This window comes from Paenibacillus sp. Soil522 (assembly GCF_001428245.1).
Classification (GTDB): domain Bacteria; phylum Bacillota; class Bacilli; order Paenibacillales; family Paenibacillaceae; genus Pristimantibacillus.
On the sequence record NZ_LMRV01000035.1, the window covers coordinates 21,495 to 46,640 of the forward strand.

The window sequence follows — 25,146 nt, forward strand, 5'->3', positions numbered from 1 at the left end:
TCCAAAGCATTAAGTTTAATTATAAATATAGCGGAATGAAAAATGAATAGTTATTTCAAATTTAACATGTAATTTACAAAAGTATGAAGTGAAATTGAGCACCTTATAGTCTCCTATAAGCATTATAACAGATTTCTCTTTTATCGCATCACTTGGGAACTCGCTTGTAAACTACATTTATACTTAAATCTGGAATTTTTTAGATATTATTGAATGGCAGTCGGTTTCGGCAATACGATCAGTCTTTCAATTCTGCTTCGGGCAAACATGAATATAATATTCCTTGACATGAATATTCCATATGGAGTATATTCGATTCATGAACTAATCTTACTCGCACTCGCCGAGCCCAACCGATTACACATTGACCCTAATCCATACTAAAATCAAAATTGGAGGAATTGTCATGACTGAAAGCCAAGCAGCAAACACCAATCCCATGAACACAGAGGAAGGAAAATTTGTTATCTCTCGCACTTTCAACGCACCGCGTGAGTTAGTGTTTAAAGTATGGACGGAGTCTGAGCACTTGATGCATTGGTGGGGGCCTACGGGTATGTCACTTGAAGTAAAGAAGCTTGATCTGCGCCCAGGCGGTATGTTCCATTATAGCATGCGCTCCCCTGATGGCCATGAAATGTGGGGCAAGTTCGTTTATCAAGAAATCGTTGCACCGGAAAAAATCGTATTCATCAACTCCTTCTCCGATGCAGAGGGCCATACAATACGTCCCCCATTCAGTTCTGAATTTCCGCTTGAAGTGATGAATATCGCAACGTTCGCCGAGCATGAAGGCCAAACCACCCTCACTCTTCGGGGAGGCCCTCACCATGCAACAGCTGAGGAGCACGAGTTCTATAAAGGCATGTTTGAATCCATGCAGCAAGGATTCGGCGGCACCTTTGACCAGCTCGACGCATATTTAGCGAAAATCTAAGGTACCAGCGTTCGGAATTGGTTCGAGTTTAATTTCTGAGTTAGGATTCCATGTTAAACATAAAAAAAGAGTACAGGAGATCACACCTCCTGTGCTCTATTTTTAGAATCCAGCGTAAAAACCTTACTGGGACAAGTACGATGTAAGCTCAGTCTTAGTACGACGGAGCTTCTCATCACTTATTCTTCACCCGCCGCTTTCTACATTTAGGAATACATTTCTTTTTCGTTTTCTTTTCCTTGCTGCACCCAACATCCACGGCAGTTATTGAAGTAATTTTTATATAGCTAACGACACCATTCACATTTATAACGACACAGCCATCTACAATGCCTAAAAACACTCCAGTACGAACTGTTCCGTCAAAATGAATTCGAATATTGGCAGTACCTACTCCAATATCTGATAGAATGCAATGAAAGTGACTATTTTTGCCGCAGCTTTTTTCCTCTGATCTTTTACTTCCGTCGCTCCGACAATCCGAGCCTTTACTTCCGTGGCTTCTGCTCCCCGAGCTTTTACTACCGTGACTTCGGCTTCCCGAGCTTTTACAACCGTCGCTTCGACTTCCCGAGCTTTTACAACCGTGACTTTTTGAGCCTTTGCATCCCCCTTTTTTCTTCATTCACACCATCCCCCTTTCATTAAGAATTAATATTATCATATGGAAATTGAGAGAGTTCCGTGTGTATATTTTCAATAAAATTTAAAAATAAAAACCTGTTTTTAATAAAAATAATAATAATTATGGACTAACACAGCTTTAATACGTTGAAAATACTTACAGTTAACCTAATATTTGAAGTAGAAGAAACGATGTTTTCATATTTATCAATAATAAATTAATCTTGGTTTCTCCTCGGGTATTTCGATGTCACTCTAACACACCTGATCCCTTGTGAACATAAAGGATTATCAATTGCCGCTAGCGAATGTATAGAAAATAAATCCATAAAACGAAACTGGAGAACGTGATGACCTTCCCTATTTGGATCAATCTTGGCTTTATAAAGCTGCATCCTCATGCGGTATTTGAAGCGCTCGCTTATTTTATCGGCTATCGAGTGTACCTCTACACCCGCAGCAAAGATAAGCTTCCGATTGTGCAGGGCATGTGGATCATTGTCGGCGCCATTCTAGGAGCTGCCATCGGGTCTAAAGTGTTGTACTGGCTGGAGGACCCCATGCGGACGATCGAAAACTGGCGCAGCTACACCTATTTAATGGAGGGCAAAACGATAGTCGGCGGACTGCTAGGCGGATTGATCGGTGTGGAGTGGATGAAGAAGCGCGTCGGCATTACCCGTTCCACCGGCGATGATATGGCGCTGCCGATTATCGTAGGCATGGTTATCGGGCGCATCGGCTGTTTTATGACCGGGCTTAGTGATCATACCTACGGCACGCCGACAACTTGGATGACAGGCATTGATTTTGGTGACGGCATCCTCAGACACCCGACACAACTGTATGAAATTGCTTTCCTGCTTCTGCTTGGCGGGACGCTCTATCGATGGAAAAAAAGAGCCGCATTTCCTGACGGAGCGATTTTCCAGCTTTTTATGGCGGGGTATCTCTTGTTCCGCTTAGCCGTCGATTTTATAAAGCCGACCCCTCATCTTTATCTCGGACTCAACAATATTCAACTGGCTTGCCTCGCAGGCTTACTCTATTACTTTGCTTTGATATACAAGTGGGGACAGCCATTACGCCCACATAGGAAGGAATTGTAACGATGACAACGAAAAACAGACCCTACATTTTCTACGAGCTAACGAACAGCATCTGTTCAAAATGTTTGCGCAAGGTCGAAGCTAAAGTCATCATTGAGGACAATCAAGTGTTTCTGCTCAAATATTGCGGACAGCATGGACGGGAAAAGGTACTGATTGCAAGCGACGCCGCCTATTATAAGAAATGCCGCGAATTCCTGAAGCCTGCGGAAATGCCGCAGCACTGGAACACACCGATCCGCTACGGCTGTCCCTATGATTGCGGTCTATGTCCCGATCATGAGCAGCACAGCTGTCTGACGCTGCTCGAGGTCACAGACCGCTGTAATCTGCAATGTCCGATTTGCTATGCGGAGTCCTCCCCGCATAAGGATTCGTGGCGCTCACTGGAGCAGATCGAGAAAATGCTCGATGCCATCGTCCGCAACGAGGGCGAGCCCGACATTGTGCAAATTAGCGGGGGCGAGCCTACTATTCATCCGCAGTTTTTCGAAATACTGGACCTCGCCAAAAGCAAGCCAATCAAGCATGTTATGGTAAACACCAATGGCCTCCGCATTGCCCAGGACCGCAGCTTTGCCAAGCGGTTAGTCGAATATATGCCCGGCTTTGAAATTTACTTGCAGTTCGACAGCTTCCAGGAAGAGGCATTGCGAGAGCTTCGCGGCGTTGATTTGCGCGACGTTCGCCGCCGGGCTTTAGAGCATTTGAACGAATTCAATATCTCGACCACGCTGGTCGTTACGCTCAAAAAAGGACTGAACGATCATGAGATCGGCGACATTATTCAGTTCGGCCTGAAGCAGCCCGCCGTACGCGGTGTGACCTTCCAGCCTATCCAAGCGGCAGGACGTTTGGAAGATTACGATCCGGCGAAGGATCGCTTGACCCTTAGTGAGGTGCGGCAAGGAATAATTGACCAATCGGGTATTTTTCGCTCTGAGGATATTATTCCGGTACCATGTCACCCCGATTGTTTGGCGATGGGCTACGCCTTGAAGCTTGGCGGGGATGTGCTGCCGCTTACCGGATTAATGGACCCTCAAATATTACTGGAAGGCGGCCGCAACACGATCGTGTTCGAGCAGGATCAAACCCTTAAGTCAAAAATATTCGAGCTGTTCTCGACTGCTCATTCCCCTGCCTCTTCAGCGCTTTCGCTAAAAAACCTGCTATGCTGCTTGCCGATGGTCGCCGTGCCTGACAACATTAGCTATGATAATGTATTCCGTGTCATCATTATGCAGTTTTTAGATCCATACAATTTTGATGTACGCTCTGTCAAAAAATCTTGCGTTCACATCGTACACCCCGATGGACGAATCATTCCTTTTGACACGTACAATATGTTCTATCGCGGTGATCAAGAGAAGAAGCTGGCCGAGCTGAGAAATGAATTTGACATGCGCCCGGGAGGTAAAATCAATGAGTGGAATGAGTGATGAGGATAACAAGCAGCTAGACGTATCGCCTTCTGGCAAATCGCCTGATCATACCAAGCAAGTATGGCACGGAATCGGGCTGCTCACCGTGCTGCATTTATTGCTTTTCCTTTTTCCTATCGCCTTTTTCTTTATCAGCATCGCACAACTCTTATACCTGATTCCTGCTATCCTTATTTTCCGTAAAAAAAGCGGTATCGTCCAAGGATTGCTTATCGGCGCCGGCATTACTTTTCTGTTGAACGCTGCCTGCTTCGGTCTCCTGCTTAGTGGCAATTTTTCTCTATGAGCCTTGCTAATTCAGCCGCCTTAGATCTGCTGCAATTCAGATGGAAAGCCAAAAGAGGGCCGTAACAGCCCTCCTCTTGGCATCCTTTCACAACCCCAAAACCCGCGTCCTACGCGGCCTATCTGCCCTTACTCTTCCCCCATCAAAAATAGCTTGAAGAACTCATTTTTAGATTGTCGGTCATCTGCTGGCACTCCTACCCCAAGGTTAAATGCGAAAAAAGTGAAAGTGCGAAACCAAACAAAGTAAAAGTATTATCCTGCAAAATGCCTTTATAATGACAAAAAGAGCACGCTCATTCAAGAATTGACACCGGGCGGCGTCGGCTCTGCTCATCCAAAAAGGAGGGGAAATTCACGAAAAAATCGGTTTTACGCGAACTAAATTGTATGCGCTTACATAATTACCACAATACGATGGAAGAAGGCTTATCATGAAACTAAACATGAAACGAAATCACTTCCTCAAATTTGGCGTGCTTCTAGCAACCGTTATCATCAGTTCGATGTTCCTCACGATTCATGCGGCCGCGACTGCCGAGTTCCGCTCGAACGTGCCCAGCTACCTCCCGATAACGGGCAACTGGTCCGAACAGACCAGTGAGGGACTTAAAGGCGTCAGCGCCGACAATGCCAATGCGTTCAGTATGACGAATGCGGCGAGTGAAACGAATTTTACGCTCGAAGCGGATGTGAAGGTAGATGCTTCCTCGCCCTACGGCGTCGGCTCGCTCATCTTCCGGGCATCTGAAGACGGCAGCAAAGGCTACGCGCTGAGCGTGGATCCGAATTTGGACCGTCTCCGGTTGTTCGATCTGGCGACCGGCTCAACCGTCGGGACTCCTTACAGCACATCGCTGAATACGGGAGCTTCCTATCATCTGAAGGTTACAGCGGACGGCCCTGCGCTCAAAGTATATTTGGGCGGCACGCTTGCGATTTCTGTCAGCGACACCAAATACGCCAAAGGCAGCTACGGCTACAACGTATATAACGGAACGGCGTATTTCCAAAATGTAACCGCTTACGATATGTATACGAATTTAACCGGCTGGACGGCTTCCTCCGGCACATGGACTTCGAGTTCGCTAGGCATTCGGGCTTCAGCGGCCAGTGGCCAGAACGGCTACTTCATGGCCGGCACAAGCTCGGACAGCTTCACATATGAGTCTGACGTGCTCATTGAAAGCACCCATGCCATCGCAACGCTGTTGTTCCGCTCCAATGCGGCTGGCACACAGGCCTATGGACTGCAGGTTGACGCAAACTTGGACCGGCTTCGCTTGTTTAAGACGAGCGGCGATGTGACCTTGGCAACCCAAACCGTCACGATCGATACGGGTAAGGTATACCAGCTTCGGATAAAAGCGGAGGGCAGCGCAATCAAAGTGTACCTTCAGCAAGCAGGCTCGCAGATCTTGACCGGCTACACGCCGGCCATCTCGGTTACGGACGCCAGCTACGCTTCCGGCCAATTGGGTCTAGGCGTCTACAACGGCAGCGCCGTTTTCCAAAATATCCGGATCAGCGATATAAATACGAACCTGTACAGCTGGACTGACATGGGCGGAACCTGGATGCCGAACCTTGGCGGAGTCAAAGCTGTCAGCGCCGGTACGGTCAATACGTTCCGCATGGCAGAGAACGTTTCGTCCAATTTCGTTCTGGAGGGCGATCTAAAGGTGGATGCTGCCACCCCGCTCGGAACAGCGGCGCTCGTCTTACGCGGGAATACGCAAGGCACCTCCGGGTACGTGGTGAATATCGACCCTAATCTGGATCAAGTGCGCCTGTTCAACGCAAACGGAGGAGGCACAATTGCCTCGGCGAGCCGTGTGATCGTTCCAGGCAAGACGTATCATCTGGAGGTTGAGGCTGTCGGCTCCAGCATCAAGATCTACCTCGACGGCTATGCCGCTCCGGTCATCTCGGTGACGGATACCAGCTATGCAAGCGGCAAAATCGGCATGAACGCCTACAATGGAACGGCTTATTTCCAGAACGTGTACGTCACGGAATCGAACAAATGGTACAGCGAGCCTTACCGTCCGCAATACCATTTCACATCGCCGCGAAGCGCGGTAGCCGATCCGAACGGGCTTGTCTATTATGAAGGGGAATACCATTTATTCCATCAGGAAGGCGGTAAGTGGGCGCATGCAGTCAGCACGGATCTAAACTATTGGAAAAACCTTCCGATCGCGCTTCCGTGGAATGATATGGGTCATTCATGGTCCGGCGCGGCGATTGTCGATGCGAATGACGTTTCCGGGCTGTTCAACGGCGGTTCGGGGCTGCTCGCCTACTACACCTCCTTCAATCCGGACAAGACGAACGGCAATCAGAAAATCGGTCTCGCCTACAGCAATGACAAAGGACGCACTTGGTCCTTCTATGGCAGCGGCGCCATCATCGAAAATCCGGGCGGCGCAAGCGGCAGCTGGGATTTCCGCGACCCGAAAGTGGTATGGGACAGCGACCATTCCAAGTGGGTCATGGTCGTCTCCGGCGGCGACCATATCAGATTTTATACGTCAACGAACCTAATCAACTGGACATATGCCAGCTCCTTCGGCTTTGGCGCTTACCTTCACGGCGGTGTATGGGAATGCCCGGATCTGTTCCAGCTTTCGGTTGACGGCAATCCTGCAAACAAGAAGTGGGTGCTGACGCTCAGCACCGGCGCAGTCCGGCAGACGGACGGCTCGGCTTCGGAATATTTTGTCGGCGGCTTCGACGGTACGACGTTCACGAGCGACAATCCTGCGGCAACGGTCCTTCGTAGCGAGCGGGGCAAAGATATGTACGCCGCAGTCTCCTTCTCGGACATTCCCGCTGCGGACGGTCGCCGCATCCAGCTCGGTTGGATGACGAACTGGGACTATCCGTTCAGCTACCCGACCCGTCCGTGGAAAGGACAATTTTCCATTCCGCGCGTCCTAACGCTAAAGAACTACGCAGGCGAAGGTGTCCGGCTCGTGCAAACGCCGGTGGCCGAGCTGCAGGCGCTGCGCGGAACGGCTTCTTCCTTCAGCAATGTGACCGTCACCCCTTCGACGACGAATTTACTGGCGAATTTCTCGGGCAGCGCCTATGAAATCGTCGGCGAGTTCGAAATACCGGCGACAGACGTTTCAGCGGAATTCGGCTTCCGCCTTCGCGAACTGGGTGACCAGATGACGTATGTCGGCTACAAGCCGGGGCTGAACCAGATGTTCATCAACCGGACCGATGCCGGGATGGACGATTTCACCACGTATTTCTCCGGCTGGCAGGATGCAACGGTTGTACCGGTGAATAATCGGATCAAGCTGCATATTTTCATCGACCAGTCCTCGATCGAAGTGTTCGGTAACGACGGCAAGGTCGTGTTCTCTGATATGATCCTGCCGGGCGATGCAAGAGACGGACTCACCTTCTACACGAACGGCGGCAATGTGAAGGTCGTCTCGCTGCAAGTGTATCCGCTTGCAAATACGTGGCGGAGCGAGCCAACCTCCGGCACGGCTCCACAGAAGGTTGTCATGGACAGCACGAGTATGGATGTGGCGCCGGGGGCGACTAAGCAGCTGTACGTCGCCGTTCTGCCGCAAAGCGCAACCAATAATAACGTCACATGGAGCTCCAGCAACACGGCAATTGCGACTGTGTCGGCAGTGGATTCCCGAAGCGCGAACGTAACAGGGGTGGCGCGTGGGCGGGCAGTCATTACAGCTACGACGCAGGCAGGAGGGATAATCGGTCAAACCGTCGTCGAGGTCGGAGGCGCGTTCAACACGAATCTGACCGGCTTCGTCCAGCCGGCGACGGGACGCTGGTACGCCTCTGCAGACGGCATTGCGGGCACTTTTGATCAAGATACGAACTATATCTCTACGGTTTCGGCAGACAATTTCACGTATGAAGCGGATATTCGTCTTGACGCCTCGGGCGGAGCCGGCTCCCTGCTCTTCCGTTCAAATGCGGACGGATCAAGCGGATATTACCTCAACGTGGACCCTAATTTCCGTATGATCCGGCTGTTCTACAAGCTGAACGGAAGCTTTAGCCCTAGCCAGATGCTGGCCAGCGCTCCGGCCTTTATCCAGCCGGGCAGAACCTACCATATCAAGATCGTCGCCAGCGGCTCGAATATTAAGGTCTATTTTGATAATGCAGCGTCGCCATCCATTAATGTAAACGACAGCACCTTCGCCAGCGGTTATTTCGGACTAAACGCCTTCGGAGGCGTCTCCTATTATCAGAATGTTTACTGGTGGCCGGAATTAATCAACGCCACCGTCTATCGGTTGATCAACACAGGCAGCGGCAAGGTGCTTGACGCGGCCGGAACCGCAGACGGTGCCAATGTCCAAATCTGGTCTTCTCTCGGTAACGATAACCAAAAGTGGACGTTAACGACGAATACAGACGGCACCTTCACTCTCACCTCGGTAGCCAGCGGCAAGGCGCTTGACGCGGCGGGTACCGGAGACGGCGCCAACGTTCAGGTGTGGCAAAACCTGGGCAACGCCAATCAAAAGTGGATAATCACACCGAACAGCGACGGCACATTCGAAGTGAAGGCAGCGGACAGCGGCAAAGCGCTGGATGTCGCAGGCGGGGGGACCGCCGACGGCACGAACGTGCAGATCTACTCGAGCAACGGATCGTCCGCGCAGAAGTGGCAGCTGATAAAGTCATAATTTGATGGAGCAGGCGCCGGATTGGCGCCTGCCTATTTCTAAGGTTTAACTTGTTTACTTCATGTTTGTAATTAATCTGATTAAAATCTAGAGCAAATTTTGGGTATATCAGTTTTCTCATGTATTAGCCTCATAGCTTCAGATTGTTGACTTTGACACCATTTCAGCAAGCCTCGCAAGCTACACGCTCCACTATATCAATGCATCTCAAAACCCGCGTCCGACGCAGCCTATCGGCTCTTATTCTTCCCTCACCGCAACCGGATTCCCTCTACCAGAAATCCAATGGCTTCAGCTATCATTTGCCCATTATCCTAGCTTTTACCCACGAGAATTGCACTCATCTCATGCAGAGTGGTATGTCCCCATTGCTCGATGAGCCTGCAATAGCTCTCCGTTCGTGCATCTGCGCGGCGACGTCGCAGATAGTCAAGGACTAACCAATCTTAGGGAGAGGCAATTTAGGCGTAGGTTTCTCCAAAAGCAATGTAAATCAAACTTGACATTTTGGATTATATTGGTTATCTTATGTATATAAAACTTTACTTAATGTAAAGTATATTTTACAGGAGGCGAAACCATGACCTATCAAGAAAAGAAGAGCATCGTATCGTTGATCAGCGTCATTCTTATTTTTGGATCTTATTGCTTGTACATGTACCCGAGGTACCCTGAAGGGGGGCTGGAGTCGACGGAAACCTTTCGCTATTGGGGGTCCTTCGTGCTCATCCTGATTTTGGTTTCGATAATCGCGCATATCATAATCAGCATTATTTTTAGCATTTTCTTTCGAATAACGACCAGAGAAAAGGAACCAACATTCGCGGATGAACTGGATAAACTCATTGACTTGAAAGCGACCCGAAATTCTTTTTATGCGTTTATCGTCGGCTTTCTTCTTGCCATGGGATCGCTGGTGATTGATCAGCCGACACAGGTGATGTTCATTATCCTGACCGCGGCCGGATTCATTTCCGAGGTGACCGGCTCCGTTACAAAACTTTATCACTATCGGAAAGGAGTCTAATATGGGCAAAAATCTTGTCGGCAATCACATCCGAAGATTACGATTCAACTTTGATGAAATGACTCAGCAGCAATTGGCTGACAAGGCGGGCGTAACAAGACAAACCATCGTGGCCCTGGAAAAGGGAAACTACTCCCCCTCTCTGGAACTGGCTTTTCGCATTGCTCTCGCCTTCAATGTACCTTTGGAGGAGGTATTCTTTTATGGGGATGAAAAAGAAGGAGACAAAATATGAATTCTAACAAAAAGACTGCAATGACCGTGGGAATACTATTTATGCTTGCGGCGGTTACGTCGATAATCGGTCTTATTTTATACGATCCTATTCTAAATGATCCCGATTACCTTACTGCAGGTTTTGAACATAAAAACCAAGTGGTACTGGGAGCGCTATTTGAGTTGATTCTTGTCTGTTCAGCTATTGGCACTTCGATTATGCTTTTTCCCTTATTTAGAAAACACAATGAAAGTATCGCTCTTGGGTATGTTTGTTTCAGATTTCTTGAAGCCGTTATTATTACTATTGGTATAGTCAGCGTACTATCCCTCTTGACCTTAAGTCAGGAATTTGTAGAAACAGCAGCTTCGAATGCTTCCTCTTTTCAAACTTCAGGTACATTATTAATAGCCATACATGACTGGACCTTTATGCTTGGTCCTAACTTCATGTTGGGCATAAATACGATGATGTGCAGTTATTTACTCTATAAATCAAAACTCGTTCCCCGATTTATATCATACATGGGTCTTACCGGAGCGACACTTATTTTTATTGCAGCCTTGTTGGAAATATTCGGTATCATCCTTCAACTTTCAGCATGGGGAGCCGTTTTGGCGATTCCGGTAGCCTTGTATGAAATGACTCTAGCGGTATGGCTCATCGTTAAAGGATTCAATTTATCGGCAAGGAGGGATATTTATAAAAGCAATTGTAGCAACTAAATACGGATCGCCGGAGGTTCTTCAGCTCAAAGAGATTGAAAAACCTAAGCCCAAAGACAATGAAATATTAATAAAAGTGCATGCGACAACCGTAAACGCCGGGGACTGCAGAATACGAAGTTTTACAGTCCCCCCTATGTTCTGGCTCCCCGGTCGGATTGCTTTAGGTTTTAGAAAACCAAGAAATCCGATATTCGGAATGGAACTAGCCGGTGAAGTTGAAGCAATCGGCAAAGATGTAACCCTGTTCAAGGCAGGTGACCAGGTTTTTGCATCGACCTTCAAGGTGAATTTTGGTGCCCACGCCGAGTATAAATGTCTGCCCGAGAATGGGGCAGTAGTAACAAAGCCGAACAATATGACCTATGAGGAAGCCGCTACTCTTTCTGTCGGAGCAATTACCGCTCTGTTTTTCCTCAAAAAAGGCAACATCCAGCCCGGAAAAAAAGTCCTTATCAATGGCGCCTCGGGTAGTGTAGGCACTTTTGCGGTGCAGCTTGCCAAGTACTTTGGAGCAGAAGTCACCGGGGTGTGCAGTACTCAGAATATAGAATTGTTAAAGTCTCTAGCAATTGATAAGGTCATTGACTACACGCAAGAGGATTTTACAAAAAACGGCGAGACCTACGATATTATTTTTGACACGGTAGGCAAGACTTCGCTATCACAATGCAAAAGCTCGCTGAAGAACAAAGGGTATTATCTTAATACGGTAATGGCGGGGTCAATGATTAATGGGCTGTTGTATTCGATGACAACAGACAAGAAAGTCGTCGGCGGGACAGCAGTCACACGCAAAGAAGATCTAGTTTTTCTCAAAGAGCTTACGGAGTCTGGACAACTGAAATCAGTTATTGATCGCTGCTATCCATTGGAACAAACTGCCGAGGCTCACAGGTATGTTGAAAAAGGGCACAAAAAGGGTAATGTAGTTATAAATTTGCAACATGATAAAAAAGCCTAACTATGTGCTGCATACGAGAACGGTGATGACTTCAATCTTGTGCCTACTATAAATTTTATGACATCTATTGTAAGATGAATAACAAAGTATTCATAGAGAGAGGGATTACGATGTGGGATCGTAAAAAATTGAAACGAAGAGCCAAGGATGTGCTGCGGACATCGTACTGGAAGGCATTTTTGGTGAGTATTATACTGGCAATTTTCAGTGGAGGGGGCGGCGCTCCCAGCTTTAACTTTAACGGTGGATCATCCGACTCCTCTGGCGCGGATATGGATTGGGGGAGCATCTCGCCTTTCCTTGCTATCTTGATTGTCGTTATGATTTTCATATTTTTGTTCGCACTTGCGTTTCGCATCTTTCTCGGCTTCCCCCTCGAAGTCGGTTCGATTCGTTACTTCAAGCAATCTGCGGAACATGAGGTCAACCTGAACAATTTGGGCTTTGCTTTTAACAAGCGCAGGTATCTGGATATCGTGAAAGCGATGTTCTGGAGAGGTTTTCTGAATTTCTTATGGTTTTTGCTCCTCATCATCCCCGGGATCGTGAAATCCTACGCTTACAGCATGGTCCCGTTTATTTTGGCTGACAACCCTAATATTGGGTATAGGCGCGCTGTGGATTTAAGCAATCAAATGACTCGGAGACAAAAATTTCGCATATTCGTGCTTGATCTAAGCTTTATCGGTTGGATCCTCCTCGGCATTCTGGCAATCTTCATCGGCGTCCTGTTTGTGCTGCCCTATATCAATGCTACGAAGGCGGAGCTGTACCTGACATTGCGCCAACAGGCGCTGGAGAACGGCCTGACAACGGAAGAAGAGCTGCGGCTGACTCAGACACCTGTCTTTTAAACCATCATCTGGAGGACGACCTTATTAAGAACCGGATTCGATGTCCATAGTTGAACAAAGCAAGTCTGCCGAAACCTCAAGCTTCGAGGTCTCGACAGACTTTTTTTTGATATATGCGAAACTCGAACAGCCTGCCCACGGGCAATCTGTCGCAGCCCTTCAACTAGTCTCGATAATAGGAAAGAACCCAGCAAATGCCGTTTCGGTCCGTGATGATGGCCAACAGTCCATTAAATGGAGCCTCATATACTTCCGTATTGATATGGCCCCACACTGCTAGGTCTCCATATGCTTTACGAAACTCCTCTTCCGTCTCGATCTTCAATATGACTTTTACATAATCGCCTTTCAAAGACGGCTTGGCTGCGTGCGTATCGGCGAATGTAATCTTACTGCTCCCCAGATGCAGTTCCGCGTACCGACCACCCAAAGGCAGTCGGTTATACAAATAATATTAGCAAACGTCAAATTCCACAGGCCAGATAATATTCCCGGGTGCTCGTTTTCCTGATATTACTTCTTCACAATAGTCAGTAATAGAAGAATTATCATTAAGGATTTTTAGCATTTTCTCAGGACCTGAGTTAACTTCTGTTTGGTAATCAAGGGTTACTTGGTTACGTTCACACGACTCTGGGGAAATAGGCAAAAATAGAAACTTTGATTCGGTATTATCCAGCACCAGTTTGCTTTTAATATATGCACATATTTCCATTAGCGACTCGCTATCTCTAGCCAGTATGTTCAAAATTCTCCCCGGATTATCTTTCCCGTATCGAAGATATCCTGAAAAATTACCGTCAACTTCGATCGCTGAAGCTTGAATTCCTTTTCCAGGACTAATCCAGCTAGTTATTGAAGACTCTGGTTTAAAAGCCATATCGATACCCTGATTCCATATTTCCCACATCCCATTTAAGCTTTCAAGATCTGTCACATGTATTCTTCGTTCCTTAACGAACTTAGATGAGAGAGGGATTTCATTTACTGGAAGTAGTACATTTGAATTACTCCACATTTTTGACAGATAACCAAAGCGGGGGTAATAACCAGGGTGCCCCAATAGAAGCGAAAAGTGAAAGCCCTTTTCTTTTGCCCTTTTATGCCCTTCTTCGATAAGTACTGTGCCTATGCCTTTATTCTGAAACTCAGGATATACGGCTATTGGTGCCAATATTACTGCATCCAGAAGCTTGTCCCCTACGAACACTTGCTGCGGCGTGAAAAGTACATGACCAATAATCCTGTTATCTAGTTCAGCCACAAGCGAAAGATCCGGATCGAAAGCTCTACGACTTCTAAAAACGTTGATAAGCGTTACTTCTCCCATACCATAGCTGTAGGTAAATGCTGCTGCGTTAACATCCGAAATCGATTGGTAATCGGTTATTCGTTCAGAACGTATAGTACATTGTTTCAAATTAGTTACCCCTTTCATTCTTGAGGGGTTATACGGTTTATCGGGCAAATATACCCCTCATTAAATTGCCAATCAAACAAATGCTACTTTTCATAAACATTGCCTCCCTCACTATTTTCCTTTACATTGTAACATCTTTTCTATCCAAAAATTGGGCAAAAAAAGCTATACTTAATTAGTTTGTCCCTCAATAGCTATTGTAAAATACCGGTTTCATCAAGGCAGATCACCATCTTGATCATTACTTTCCGTAATTTCGTCCGCAAGTTCTTTAATTCTGGTATAGCATTTCCCATTGCCACTGAATACCCAAAGCCACTCAAAAGAGGGAATTGCCGGTCTTTGTTTTGTCTATATAGAGGACTGTACGATGTACAGAGAAGCATACAAACGCACGCTCGGTACAGAACTTCTTGAAAGTACTTTCAGAGAGCGATTGTTGACTCCGTGTTGACTCTGAGCATAAAAAATACATCGCCCATGGCACGCGGCCCATACGGCGATGTATTCAAATTTTACATACTGTTATACACCTTTCGGCATTTACTCGTCTCCGGTGGCAATTGGGTTAGAGGAGTTAGAACTCCAATCGCTCCAGCTGTCGTTTTGTCAAACGGAAGTATTATTGTGGGAACGGGACGCTTTATGCCTCCTGGACCCTCACACGTACAGGCTTCTTCATTGACATAAAAGCGTTAGTACCAACCATCCACACAATTCCAGATTCATCTATTGCGTATATTTCAGATGACGTTGAGACAATATCTAGAATTCGAATATGCTCCATATGCCATTCGGGTATGTAGTCTAATTCCGTTTCTTTCATATGAAGTCTACTCTTTTGAAGCAATTCTATTGCCGCTTTATCACCAGTAATGGTTCTACTTCCTTCTCCAAGCCGATAAAGAGGAGAAGCATGCTTCTTGGTATAATATCCATCTTCCCCTGGCTGGTCGTGATCGACAAAAAAGCTGCATAATTCTCCGGTTTGATACAGAACGAAGATTCTGTATGTCGTTTTAACCACTTTCTTTACTTTCTCGAGCAATTTGGCCGGAGCATATCTTTCCTCGTAGTAACTGTCACTAATGTGAGCGCTCGAACTCCCCCATGCATATAAGTCCCCATTTTCCGTTACGGCATATACGAAATGATGAGCCTGTATCGCTTGAACGACTTGTTTGAATTCTTTTCGGGGCACTTGATTCGATAAGCCACGTTTGTGCTCATTACGCCATATGTAAAGATCTCCGTTATCGGTAATGGCATGAACAGAATATCCGTCGCTATCAACGGTTTTCACATTCGTTAAAATGCAATCGCTTCTACCATCCGTCATTTTGCCTAGTTGACCGTATGCATTTTGCCCGAAGCCGAAAAGTTCTCCTGTAATTGAAATAGCAAATGCATCATACTCCGTTACATGAATGCTTCTAACCTCATCGCGAAGAAATACAAAATCGCTACTATTCCACGTTCTGCCATAACTATACATCTTTCCAGAATTCAGCAAGAAATAGGCGTCTCGCGCTCTCACACCCATTTCCTTTATATCGTGTAAGGGCATTATCTTTGGCATTGATGTTCCATGCGGTGAATGCTCACCCCAGCCTATTAAATCCCCTTTGTCATTGATAGCATACGCCGAGTAGCTGCCCATTGTAACTTCTACGATGTGTTCCAAAATTTTTTCTGGCTTGGTTCTATTTTTAATAGATCCATCACCCAGAACACCGTAGCTTTTAGACCCCCAAGTGTAAAGCTCCTTGTCTGTTGTCACCATTGCCATCGTTTGGGAGCCCGGTCGCAGAAAACTAGCTTCGTATTTCTTTTCTTTGTTTTTCCCTTTAGGTTGTGTTAAAGGATTTGTATTCCAAGGTGTCTTGGGCGCTGCCAATTTTTTCACTATCGTCTCCGTTCTGAAAGGAAGGTTAAATTGAAATTGCAGATAATCGCAAAGCTCCCAAAGATCGAGTTCTTTGCATACCCAGTCCAACTCTTTGTTGTTCATGCTTATGTTTAAAACTTCATGTATTTTCTCAACTTGAAGTCGTTTTTTTCTTAATCCATACTCCTCTAATGCTGCACCTTGAATTAATGAAGTGATTCTTTTGCCTGCTTGCATCAAATGTATTTCCAAAACTTCATCGTCGAAATACTCAACGCTCAAAACGGGAAATTGAATTTTCTTCGAAAGCTTTGCGGCCGCTGGGAACGTAGATCCCCATTGTAGTGACTCACCATAAATGCTAATCCACCCGGGGGAGGATGTAGTAATTTGAAGCTCTTTGAGGATAATTTTCAACATGGAGATTGCCTCTACGTCTTCTTCTGTAAGAATGTGAATGCTTCCGAATTTGGCTCCCATCTATTAACACCCTCCCCTTGTCCAAAGATTGATATGAATTAATCTTGTTGACTCCTTGTCGATTTAACTCACAACATACTTAATATGTTGACTTCACCAGCTAAACGATTAGTCTTAAGTAATATTTACTAATAATAAAGGCCGGAGGAGTTCCGGCCTTCTTTGTGTTGCATTAAAAGGTTTCAAGCGGATATTCGATATTACCTTCTTCGAACGTATTTTCAGTAATTGATTGTTGACTCCATGTTGACTCCGAGCATGAATAAATACATCGCCGGGGCGCATGAGCCGCATTGCGATGTATTCATCATAAGCATACTGCTATACACCTTTCATTTCTTACTCTTCCCCCGTCGCAACAGGATTCCCCTCAACAGAACTCCAATCACTCCAACTCCCCGCATAAAGCTTCACATTACGGAACCCCGCCTCCTGCAAAGCGAAAACGTTCGGCGTTGCCGTTACGCCTGATCCGCAGTAGACGATGATTTCGTCGTCCTGCGACAAGCCTGCGAAGCGCTCGGCCTGCTCCTCCGGTGATTTCCAGGTGCCGTCGGGGCGTTTGCCTTCGTTCCAGAAACGGTTGATGGCGCCTGGAATATGACCGGCTTTAGGATCGAGCGGCTCGACCTCACCGCGATAGCGGGGGGCTTCGCGGGAATCGATCAGCACGATGCCGGATTTGCCCATTCTTGCTTTTACATCCTCTTGACTTACCAGCAGCTCATCCCGAACGACTGGTGTGAATGTTACTCCCTCTGCTGGAGCCGGCACTTCTGTGCTGACCGGATGTCCAGCCGCTTGCCAGCCTGCGAACCCGCCTTCTAATAGATAGACTTGTCCATCATGGCCCAGCCATTGCAGCAGCCAGCGCAGACGGGAGGCCATGGCGCCGCCTTGATCGTCATAGGCGATAACCGTCGTATTGCTGCCGATACCGATACGTCCAAGCACTGCCGCCAGCGCCTCCGGTTCCGGAAGCGGATGGCGGCCGCCTTCTCCGTTCGGGCGCTTCGGCCCGGAAAGGTCGCGGCTTAAATCTAAATAATAAGCCCCTGGAATATGCGCCTCCGCATACGCCCTTCTGCCCGCTTCCGTATCGTTCAGTGCATAACGCGTATCAACGATAACCGTGCCTTCCTCACCCAAACGTTCAAGCACCCAAGCCGCTTTTTGATAATAGGTCATTCTGCTTAGCTCCTTATGTCTATGATTTCTTCTTTGATCGTTTTCTTATTGATCGCTTTCTAACTGACGCTGCAGCAGCGGCGCAAAGAAAGCGCCCGTTATCGCTATCGCCCGCTCCAAATCATCCGTCGTCCCTGCAAAAGGATGCACGATGCCGAATGTATGGGTCGCCCCTTCCAGCGTTGCAAAACGATGATGGGGCGCAGCCTTCCGCAAGATGCGGTAGCCTGCAAGCAAGCGTTCTGAATCCTGCGAGCCTTGAATGAACAGCACAGGTGTCTGCAGCGATGCCGCCCTAGCCGGGATATCGAAGCGCTCGCGGTTGCGGTCCAGATCTTCAAAAAATACAGCGTTAATCGGCATTTGCTGCTTCGTCCTTGCATTAGCTACATAGCCTACTCCGTCACGCAGTACCTGCTCGCGAAATTCCTCACCGAACAGGTTGCCGTCCGCAATCCCGTTCCAAGCCACAACGCCGCGTATTTCGGAATGCTCCGCTGCGAACAGCACACTGTTCCCGCCTCCGCGGCTATGCCCAACCAGAAAAATTTGCCCGGTATCCAGCTGCTCCGCCAGCGGCAGCCTGCCTTCCAGCACCACTGTAAGAACGGCCGACAAATCCTTCTGCTCCTGCGAGTAAGTATTCAACCCGAATTTATCCAGCTCGTCGAAATCCTGTTCATAGACACCGTTATGCGAGAAGTTAAACGTAATGACTGCGTAATGCTGACTTGCAAACCGCTCGGAAGCATAAGGGAAAAATCCCCAATCCTTGAAGCCCTTGAAGCCATGCGCAAAAAGGAGGACCGGCTTGCGTCCTCCTTCCTCCTGCACCCGTATGTCGCCTCTAATAAACACTCCCGGTTCCAGCTCCAACGTAAACGTCTCATGCAGCAATTTCGCATTCTCCACTAACAGCACCCTCCCCATAGCTATTTTTCATAAAATATGGTCGATTGGCTCTGACTGTATCGTTGTCTAGTCATCATATCACTAAAACTCTGTATGGAGTTGGGACTTTATGTTGATTTTTTAAGAAGCAAGCTACACCCACGCATCGTTCGCGTAACCGCGAGCCTCCCAATAACCCACATGCTCACCTTCAATCAGCTCGATTCGGTTCAGCCATTTCACCGATTTGTAGGCGTACATTTTCGGCACGATCAGACGGACCGGACCGCCGAGATCGCTCGGAATCGGCTTGCCGTCATGCATGACCGCTACCATGACGTCGTCCATGTCGGCTTGCTCAAGCGTTAATGTATCGGTATACACTCCATCACCCGAATACAGCTTCACTGTTTGAGCGCCGGGGTTCACGCCCGCCATCTTCAGCAGCTCTTTGAGCTTAATGCCCTCCCATGTGTTTTTATACACCGACCAGCCGGTCACGCAGTGAAAATCGCTGACCTGCACCGTTCGCTTCAGCGCTACAAACTGCTTCCAATCCCATTTAAACGACTTTTCAACTAGCCCGTCGATCGTAAATGACCAGTCCGCATTTGTAAAAGAAGGGATCGGCGTTACCGTGTATACGCGGAATTTTCCGATCGCGCCTCCCCCCATCGGCGGGGCGGACGCCGGCAGCGGCTGCGGTGCAGGCAGCAGCATATTCGTATCCTTTTCGATCAGCTTATCAATCGTATCGCTGCCGCCAACGCTGCCAAGCGAGGTGCCCAGCCATTTTAGAAAAGACGGCCCCATCGTAACAGCGAGCCCGATGCCGATCGCACCGCGAATGAACGCTTTTCGCGTATAGACAGGCTGCGGCGCCGCAGGATGTATGCCATCAAGCTCGCGCTCGTTTTTGACGGTACGGCGATTCGGCTCCTTCAGCCATTTGGCACGCGTAATTGAATGGTAAATGATATAAGGAAGACCGATCCACGTCAGTAAATCATGCACGACCAGCGCAGTGTTCGATACGCTTGGACCGACCGCTCTGAACTGCCATAGCAGCACGCCGGAACCGAACCAGCCAAGCAATAAACCAAGCACTACAAGCACATTAAACCGCTGCCACGGCTTTTGCTTCAGTTGCTTCCAATGCTTGCCCGCAAGCAGTAGATAATAGATGACCGGCAAAATGGACGCAATCCCGACGACGATATGGGCCCACTTGATCCATACCCGGCCCTCCTCGAGAAAGCCGCGCCAAAAGCCGCCAATGAGTATAAGCCCGGTCAATGCCAAAATAACGACAATCCAGCCGTTCCAAGCATGCAGCGAAACGAGCTTTTTCCCATAGCCCTTGCGAAGCCGCTCCATTAGTCCGCTCATTTACAAAGCCTCCTCCTTCTCCCTTATGTTTTTGCCAAATGACCCATGCTTGCACCTTCAGGCGCCTCCTGCACCGTAAACCAGAAAGCGCTCCCCTGACGACCTGACTGCTGGACGCCAATCGTTCCCCCGTACTGCTCGACCAAGAGCTTGGCAATGGACAGTCCCAGACCAGCGCCTCCGCTCTCCCGGCTTCGTGAACGGTCCGAACGGTAAAACCGCTCAAATATCCGCTCTCTTTCCTCAACCGGCACGCCTTCCCCTTCATCGGAGACGGTAAAGCGTATCCACTTTTCCGGCTGTCCGTTCATTTCTTCCGCTTCTATTACTATCAACCCGCCCTGCGGCGAATGCCGCACCGCATTTTCAAGTAAATTTTGCAATACCCTTTGCAAATGCCGCGGCTGCATCGTTAAGCGCAGCGGACGCTCCGGCAGCTTCACTCTAAGCTGCAGGGACCCCGATTCGAACGGCTTCGTAAACCGCGGCAAAAGCTCGACAAGCACGTCCTCCGCAATCGCCGGCCTAAGCTCCTCCGGCTCCCGCTTCTCCGCATCCAGCGTCGACAATTCAAACAAATCCTGAATCAGCTCGCCAAGCCGGATCGTTTCGCTGCGTATCGTCCCCAAGTAGCGCTTGAAGGTTTCCTCATCCTGAATGAGGCCATCCTCCAATGCCTCTACATACGACTGTACCGAAGCGAGCGGCGTTCGAAGATCATGCGCCATATTCGCAACAAGCTCGCGCTGCGCCGATTCCGCCGCCTTCACCTGCCGGAAGCTTTCCTCCAGGCTGATCCCCATATGATTGAATTGATCCGCAAGCTGCTTGAACTCCTTCAAACCGGTATGCGCCACACGCGCTTCGAGATCGCCTGCCGCAATTCGTCCCGCTCCTTCTCCAATACGCCGAACTGATCCCTCGAGCGGCCGCACCAGCATGAAATGAAGCAGACCCGACACGATGCCCGCAGCAACGGTTGCCAGTGTCAGCCAAATGAACTGTTCTTTGTTTAAGAGCATATAGCGGTAAAACGCCAGCAGCAAAATAATAATAAACGCGATACTGATCGTATTGGCCAGCAGCAAATAGGTGCGGAGCTTCATATGGTTGCCCCTTTGCCATCCAGCTTATAGCCGATCCCCCACACCGTTTTGATCCAGCCCGGGTCGGACGGATTGTCCTCGATCTTCTCCCGCAAACGGCGAATATGAACCGTCACGGTCGTCGTATCGCCGTCATAAGCAACATCCCAAATCTGGTTAAGCAGCTGGCTGCGCGAGAACACCTTTCCCGGGTAAAGGGCCAGCAAATGCAGCAAATCGAATTCTTTGGCCGTCAGATCCGCCTCCGCGCCCTTAACGGTAACCCTTCTCTCCTGCGGAAAAATTGCTAATCCGTCAAAATAAAGCGACTGCCCCGTCTCCCCGCTGCCGCTGCCTGTCTCCAACTTCCGCTGCTCCTTCGCTATGCTGCCCGCTTGCGTACCCGTTCTTCTCAAAATATTTTTAATCCGCAATACGAGCTCCCGCGGGCTGAACGGCTTCGTCATATAATCGTCGGCGCCCATCGTTAAGCCCAGCAGCCGGTCGGCCTCTTCGCCCCGCGCCGTAAGCATAATAATCGGAGTCTCCTCCTCTTGCCGAATGAGGTCGCATACCTCGATCCCGCCCAGCTTCGGCATCATTAAGTCGAGCACCAGCAAATCCGGCTGATGCTCTCTCCATAGCTGAACCGCTTCCTCTCCGTCCGCCGCAACCCACACGGTCCAGCCTTCACGCTCCAAATAACGGCGGCATACATCCGTTATATTCCGTTCGTCATCGGCTACTATTATTTTGGCGCTCAACGCTGGCCCCTCCTCGTTTCATCCGCTTCTATCTTCTTCCTACATTATAACGCCGATAGGTCACAGATTCGACTCCAGCTGTCCTTATAGCCATAAATCCCCCGCCATGCAGCGGAGGGCGAGTATCAGGCTATTTATTGGAGCTTTAGACGATCGGCAAAGTTGCAAAAAGAAGTTTGTCGATTCATTCGATTCGTGTTATAAAGTATACCGGTAATATGTGTCGTTATATCAGTAATTTTCGCTTTACTGACAGAAATAAAGGAAAAATTCGGCGTTATTCAGCTGTTTTGAATGGATAGGAGTCAGTTCAGTGTGAATAAGACCAAATAATTCCGCTATTGCTTGATCCCTACCATGAGCAAAAAGAATAAGTCCACAAATTACCGCTATGCTGCATCGACTTACGCATCATGAATCCTTAATCGACAATCTTCAAAATGCAACAGCGAGCAACAAGCATCCCATCGTGCCTGACCCAACAGACAGCCAAAAGCCCACACTTACTCAAACGCGCACAATTTCAAACTAACTACATGTTCTCTTCCTTCATATCGTTGCTAGCCATGTCATCTGTTTTCATATCATCTGTTTTCATATTTTCTTCCATCTTACTGTCATCCTTCATACTCTCGTCCTTCATACTCTCGTCCTTCATGCCGTCATCCTTCATACTCTCATCCTTCATACTCTCGTCCTTCATACCGTCATCCTTCATGCTCTCATCCTTCATGCCGTCATCCTTCATACCGTCATCCTTCATGCTCTCATTCTTCATGCCGTCATCCTTCATACTCTCATTGGTCATACTTTCCTTATTCTTCGCATCGTCACTCATTTTCTCGTTCATTTCCGTTTGCGAATTCCCTTTGTTCATGTCGTCCTCGTTTGCGTTGCACGCGCTTAGCGCCAGCATGCCTCCCAGCAATAATGCGGCCCAAATTCCTTTTTTCAAAACAATCTCCTCCTCAGATATTCACAATGTTCTTTTACCTAAAAACGATAATAACGAACATTGCTAACCATCCAAGAACGATACACTTGCGAAAACATTAGAAAACCATTACGAAAATATTAAATCTGATAAAAATACAAATAACCCGTAAGAGGGGCACTTAAAATGTCCTTCTTGCGGGTTACGGTTTCTATCTATAAAATTATTAGACTGTAGATTGTAAAAGATACCACTTCAGCTTTAGGATAAGGCCGGTTCGGACAACGTCCTCCGGCCTTCCATTCCATGATGTTCTTTAGCCTAGATAAGCGTTTGTGCAAGATCATGACGCCATACGGCTCAATTTCTACCGTTGCGCTCACCTGGCGTTGCGTTAATAAATCGGTATAGACTTCATTTTCGAGCTTGATGGCGGCTTGATGACTGTTATGATTCAAGACGTTTAAAGGATTATTTTTTCCATACCTTGTCGAGCGAATAAATGTGCAGGGAGTTCAACGTCACATTGCCGCCTGCCGTATAAAGCTCTAGCCCGGTAGCCGAAGCATCGGGGAAGATTTGGTCGGTGATGACTCTCTCTCCTTCATTGCCGAAAACTTCTACGGAAGACCTGTCGACAAAAATATGCATCGTTACCTTATTATTCTGCACCGTGAGCGGGGCTTCATGCCGTTTGGCAAAATCACCGTGGAAATCGGATATTCCCGAGCGGGTGCGGTCGACAAATAATGTTCCGTTTTGTCTGCCGAATCCGACTATCGTTTCGTTTCTTTCACCTTTACGAACTTTAAAACCGAATTCGTCGGCAGTAGTACTCTGATCCACCTGAAATTCAGCAACGATTTCAAGCGTTTCCCCGTTTATATCATCAAGCTGGTTGATGCCCGGCTGCACCAATTGATCGGAAATGCTTTTGGTTAAATGACGGAGCTGCTTTAATTGAGGTACGGGCGTTTGAACCATCCGGATTCCTTCCGGCAGCGTTTTTAATTCTATTTTCCTCACCAGTGAAAAAGCGCTTCTCCATGTTGAGGTAGGAGTATCGTTGGCGTACTGCCAGTTGCTCATCCAGGCCAGCCATAGTCTGCTGCTTTTGTGATTCGGATCGTCACTCCATGTGACGCCTGCATAAAAATCGGCGCCGTAATCGGCCCATAACGTCGTGTTGGCGGGATTGTCATTGGTAAACGTCTTTCCGTCGAAATTGCCCACGAAATACTGCATGCCTGATCCGCCGGCAATAGAGCCATTGTTAATGCTGACGGCCAGCACCCATTTCTTCTTGTTCGGATCTCCGTCTACCGGCAGAGAAAATAAATCGGGACATTCCCAGACGCCGTCAGGCGCACCGTTTGGCTTGCCGAATTCACTGACGTACGTCCAATCTTTCAAATTGGACGAGGTATAAAGCATTGCTTTCTCTCCGGCTGCCAGAATCATTACCCATTGTCGGGTCTCTTCATGCCAGAACACTTTAGGGTCCCGCCAGTCGACATTCGGCGGATTTGGCATAATCGGATTTCCTGCATATTTTTCCCACGTTCTTCCTTTATCGTTGCTGTAGGCAATGCTTTGTATTTGTTTGTCTTTCGAATGCGTGAAAATGGCGACGAGAGGAGGATGCTTAGGATCCGTTCCAAGGCCGCTTGTATTGTTCCAATCCACAACCGCGCTGCCGGAAAAGATATAGCCGTGCTCATCAGGCTGCAAAGCGACAGGAAGATGTTCCCAATGAACCAGATCCTTGCTGACCGCATGTCCCCAGTGCATTGGACCCCAGCGGGTACCGTAAGGATGATATTGATAAAATAGATGGTATTCTCCCTCGTAATAAACCATGCCGTTGGGATCGTTCATCCAGTTCGCTTCCGGGGTAAAATGATATTGCGGACGAAAAGGCTCGTTATAATAAGGACTCTGTTCTTGTTCAACGGACTTATTCAGGCCTGGAAAAATCAAGGCAAAAAGTGCAACGATAATGATGGACATTACAACTAAAATGAACCATAAAGCGCGTAATTTGATATTTTTGAACATATTGCTTACTCCTTTCATTTCGAATTTGACACCGCACCAGAATCTGCAGCGCGAATTAATTTGCGCTAACAGGCAACAAAAAAAGACCTTCAATTGGTTAAGGCTAAAAACAGCGAACGCTGTCCATTAGCATTAACACTTTGAGGTCTTGCCTGCATAACAGTAACAATCCTGTGT

The 25,146-nt window shown here is 48.0% G+C and carries 20 protein-coding genes and 1 pseudogene; 10 read left to right on the forward strand and 11 right to left on the reverse strand.

Annotated features, from left to right (window positions below; genetic code table 11):
• Positions 1–406: 406 nt before the first annotated feature.
• On the forward strand, positions 407–937 hold the full coding sequence (locus ASG81_RS10710) for an SRPBCC family protein (protein WP_235548816.1): 531 nt from the start codon (positions 407–409) through the stop codon (positions 935–937).
• 175 nt (positions 938–1,112) lie between these two features.
• On the opposite strand, the gene ASG81_RS10715 is transcribed toward ASG81_RS10710, so the two are convergent.
• Entirely contained in the window at positions 1,113–1,562 is a 450-nt protein-coding gene (locus ASG81_RS10715; protein WP_056633187.1) for a hypothetical protein, read from the reverse strand.
• Positions 1,563–1,911: 349 nt separating this feature from the next.
• On the opposite strand from ASG81_RS10715, the gene ASG81_RS10720 reads away from it, so the two are divergent.
• The 9 genes from ASG81_RS10720 to ASG81_RS10760 all read left to right on the forward strand — a co-directional run bounded on the left by ASG81_RS10720 (position 1,912) and on the right by ASG81_RS10760 (position 12,872).
• Positions 1,912–2,670 carry a prolipoprotein diacylglyceryl transferase gene (locus ASG81_RS10720; RefSeq protein ID WP_056633190.1) on the forward strand — a complete coding sequence of 253 codons (759 nt, stop codon included), beginning with the start codon at positions 1,912–1,914 and terminating at the stop codon, positions 2,668–2,670.
• A 2-nt stretch (positions 2,671–2,672) separates the two neighbouring features.
• Positions 2,673–4,112 (forward strand): radical SAM protein, encoded by a 1,440-nt coding sequence (locus ASG81_RS10725; protein WP_056633192.1) that lies wholly within the window; start codon positions 2,673–2,675, stop codon positions 4,110–4,112.
• Positions 4,096–4,401 (forward strand): hypothetical protein, encoded by a 306-nt coding sequence (locus tag ASG81_RS10730; RefSeq protein ID WP_056633195.1) that lies wholly within the window; start codon positions 4,096–4,098, stop codon positions 4,399–4,401. Before ASG81_RS10725 ends, ASG81_RS10730 begins: the two co-directional genes overlap by 17 nt.
• Positions 4,402–4,834: 433 nt before the next feature.
• Positions 4,835–9,085 (forward strand): GH32 C-terminal domain-containing protein, encoded by a 4,251-nt coding sequence (locus ASG81_RS10735; protein ID WP_056633197.1) that lies wholly within the window; start codon positions 4,835–4,837, stop codon positions 9,083–9,085.
• A gap of 580 nt (positions 9,086–9,665) precedes the next feature.
• Positions 9,666–10,112: a hypothetical protein gene (locus ASG81_RS10740; RefSeq protein WP_056633199.1), complete on the forward strand. Its 447-nt coding sequence runs from the start codon at positions 9,666–9,668 to the stop codon at positions 10,110–10,112.
• Position 10,113: 1 nt separating this feature from the next.
• Positions 10,114–10,347, forward strand: a complete 234-nt coding sequence (locus tag ASG81_RS10745; protein WP_056633202.1) for a helix-turn-helix transcriptional regulator — start codon at positions 10,114–10,116, stop codon at positions 10,345–10,347.
• Positions 10,344–11,054, forward strand: a complete 711-nt coding sequence (locus ASG81_RS10750; RefSeq protein ID WP_056633203.1) for a DUF4386 domain-containing protein — start codon at positions 10,344–10,346, stop codon at positions 11,052–11,054. Before ASG81_RS10745 ends, ASG81_RS10750 begins: the two co-directional genes overlap by 4 nt.
• Complete coding sequence (locus ASG81_RS10755) at positions 11,032–12,018, forward strand: NAD(P)-dependent alcohol dehydrogenase (protein ID WP_056633208.1); 987 nt, start codon at positions 11,032–11,034, stop codon at positions 12,016–12,018. The genes ASG81_RS10750 and ASG81_RS10755 overlap by 23 nt, the downstream gene beginning before the upstream one ends.
• A gap of 110 nt (positions 12,019–12,128) precedes the next feature.
• Positions 12,129–12,872 carry a DUF975 family protein gene (locus ASG81_RS10760; protein WP_056633211.1) on the forward strand — a complete coding sequence of 248 codons (744 nt, stop codon included), beginning with the start codon at positions 12,129–12,131 and terminating at the stop codon, positions 12,870–12,872.
• Between the two features lie 454 nt (positions 12,873–13,326).
• Here ASG81_RS10760 and ASG81_RS10770 read toward each other — a convergent pair whose 3' ends face one another.
• The 10 genes and pseudogenes from ASG81_RS10770 to ASG81_RS10810 all read right to left on the reverse strand — a co-directional run.
• On the reverse strand, positions 13,327–14,340 hold the full coding sequence (locus ASG81_RS10770) for a GNAT family N-acetyltransferase (protein ID WP_081417255.1): 1,014 nt from the start codon (positions 14,338–14,340) through the stop codon (positions 13,327–13,329).
• A gap of 595 nt (positions 14,341–14,935) precedes the next feature.
• Complete coding sequence (locus tag ASG81_RS10775; RefSeq protein WP_056633219.1) at positions 14,936–16,660, reverse strand: RCC1 domain-containing protein; 1,725 nt, start codon at positions 16,658–16,660, stop codon at positions 14,936–14,938.
• Positions 16,661–16,999: 339 nt separating this feature from the next.
• On the reverse strand, positions 17,000–17,848 hold the full coding sequence (locus ASG81_RS10780) for a sulfurtransferase (protein WP_056633222.1): 849 nt from the start codon (positions 17,846–17,848) through the stop codon (positions 17,000–17,002).
• Between the two features lie 45 nt (positions 17,849–17,893).
• Positions 17,894–18,760, reverse strand: a complete 867-nt coding sequence (locus tag ASG81_RS10785) for an alpha/beta hydrolase family protein (protein ID WP_235548817.1) — start codon at positions 18,758–18,760, stop codon at positions 17,894–17,896.
• A gap of 132 nt (positions 18,761–18,892) precedes the next feature.
• Positions 18,893–20,128, reverse strand: a complete 1,236-nt coding sequence (locus ASG81_RS10790) for a molybdopterin-dependent oxidoreductase (protein WP_056633228.1) — start codon at positions 20,126–20,128, stop codon at positions 18,893–18,895.
• A 23-nt stretch (positions 20,129–20,151) separates the two neighbouring features.
• Entirely contained in the window at positions 20,152–21,234 is a 1,083-nt protein-coding gene (locus tag ASG81_RS10795) for a sensor histidine kinase (protein ID WP_056633231.1), read from the reverse strand.
• The gene (locus tag ASG81_RS10800) at positions 21,231–21,977 is read right to left on the reverse strand and encodes a response regulator transcription factor (protein ID WP_056633234.1); all 747 of its coding nucleotides are present in this window, start codon (positions 21,975–21,977) and stop codon (positions 21,231–21,233) included. The genes ASG81_RS10795 and ASG81_RS10800 overlap by 4 nt, the downstream gene beginning before the upstream one ends.
• 532 nt (positions 21,978–22,509) lie before the next feature.
• On the reverse strand, positions 22,510–22,932 hold the full coding sequence (locus ASG81_RS31970) for a hypothetical protein (RefSeq protein WP_056633238.1): 423 nt from the start codon (positions 22,930–22,932) through the stop codon (positions 22,510–22,512).
• A gap of 194 nt (positions 22,933–23,126) precedes the next feature.
• Complete coding sequence (locus ASG81_RS33910; protein ID WP_162255018.1) at positions 23,127–23,369, reverse strand: Beta-galactosidase C-terminal domain; 243 nt, start codon at positions 23,367–23,369, stop codon at positions 23,127–23,129.
• A 22-nt stretch (positions 23,370–23,391) separates the two neighbouring features.
• Positions 23,392–24,921, reverse strand: a pseudogene (locus ASG81_RS10810) (glycoside hydrolase family 32 protein); the annotation flags it as partial.
• Between the last annotated feature and the right edge of the window lie 225 nt (positions 24,922–25,146).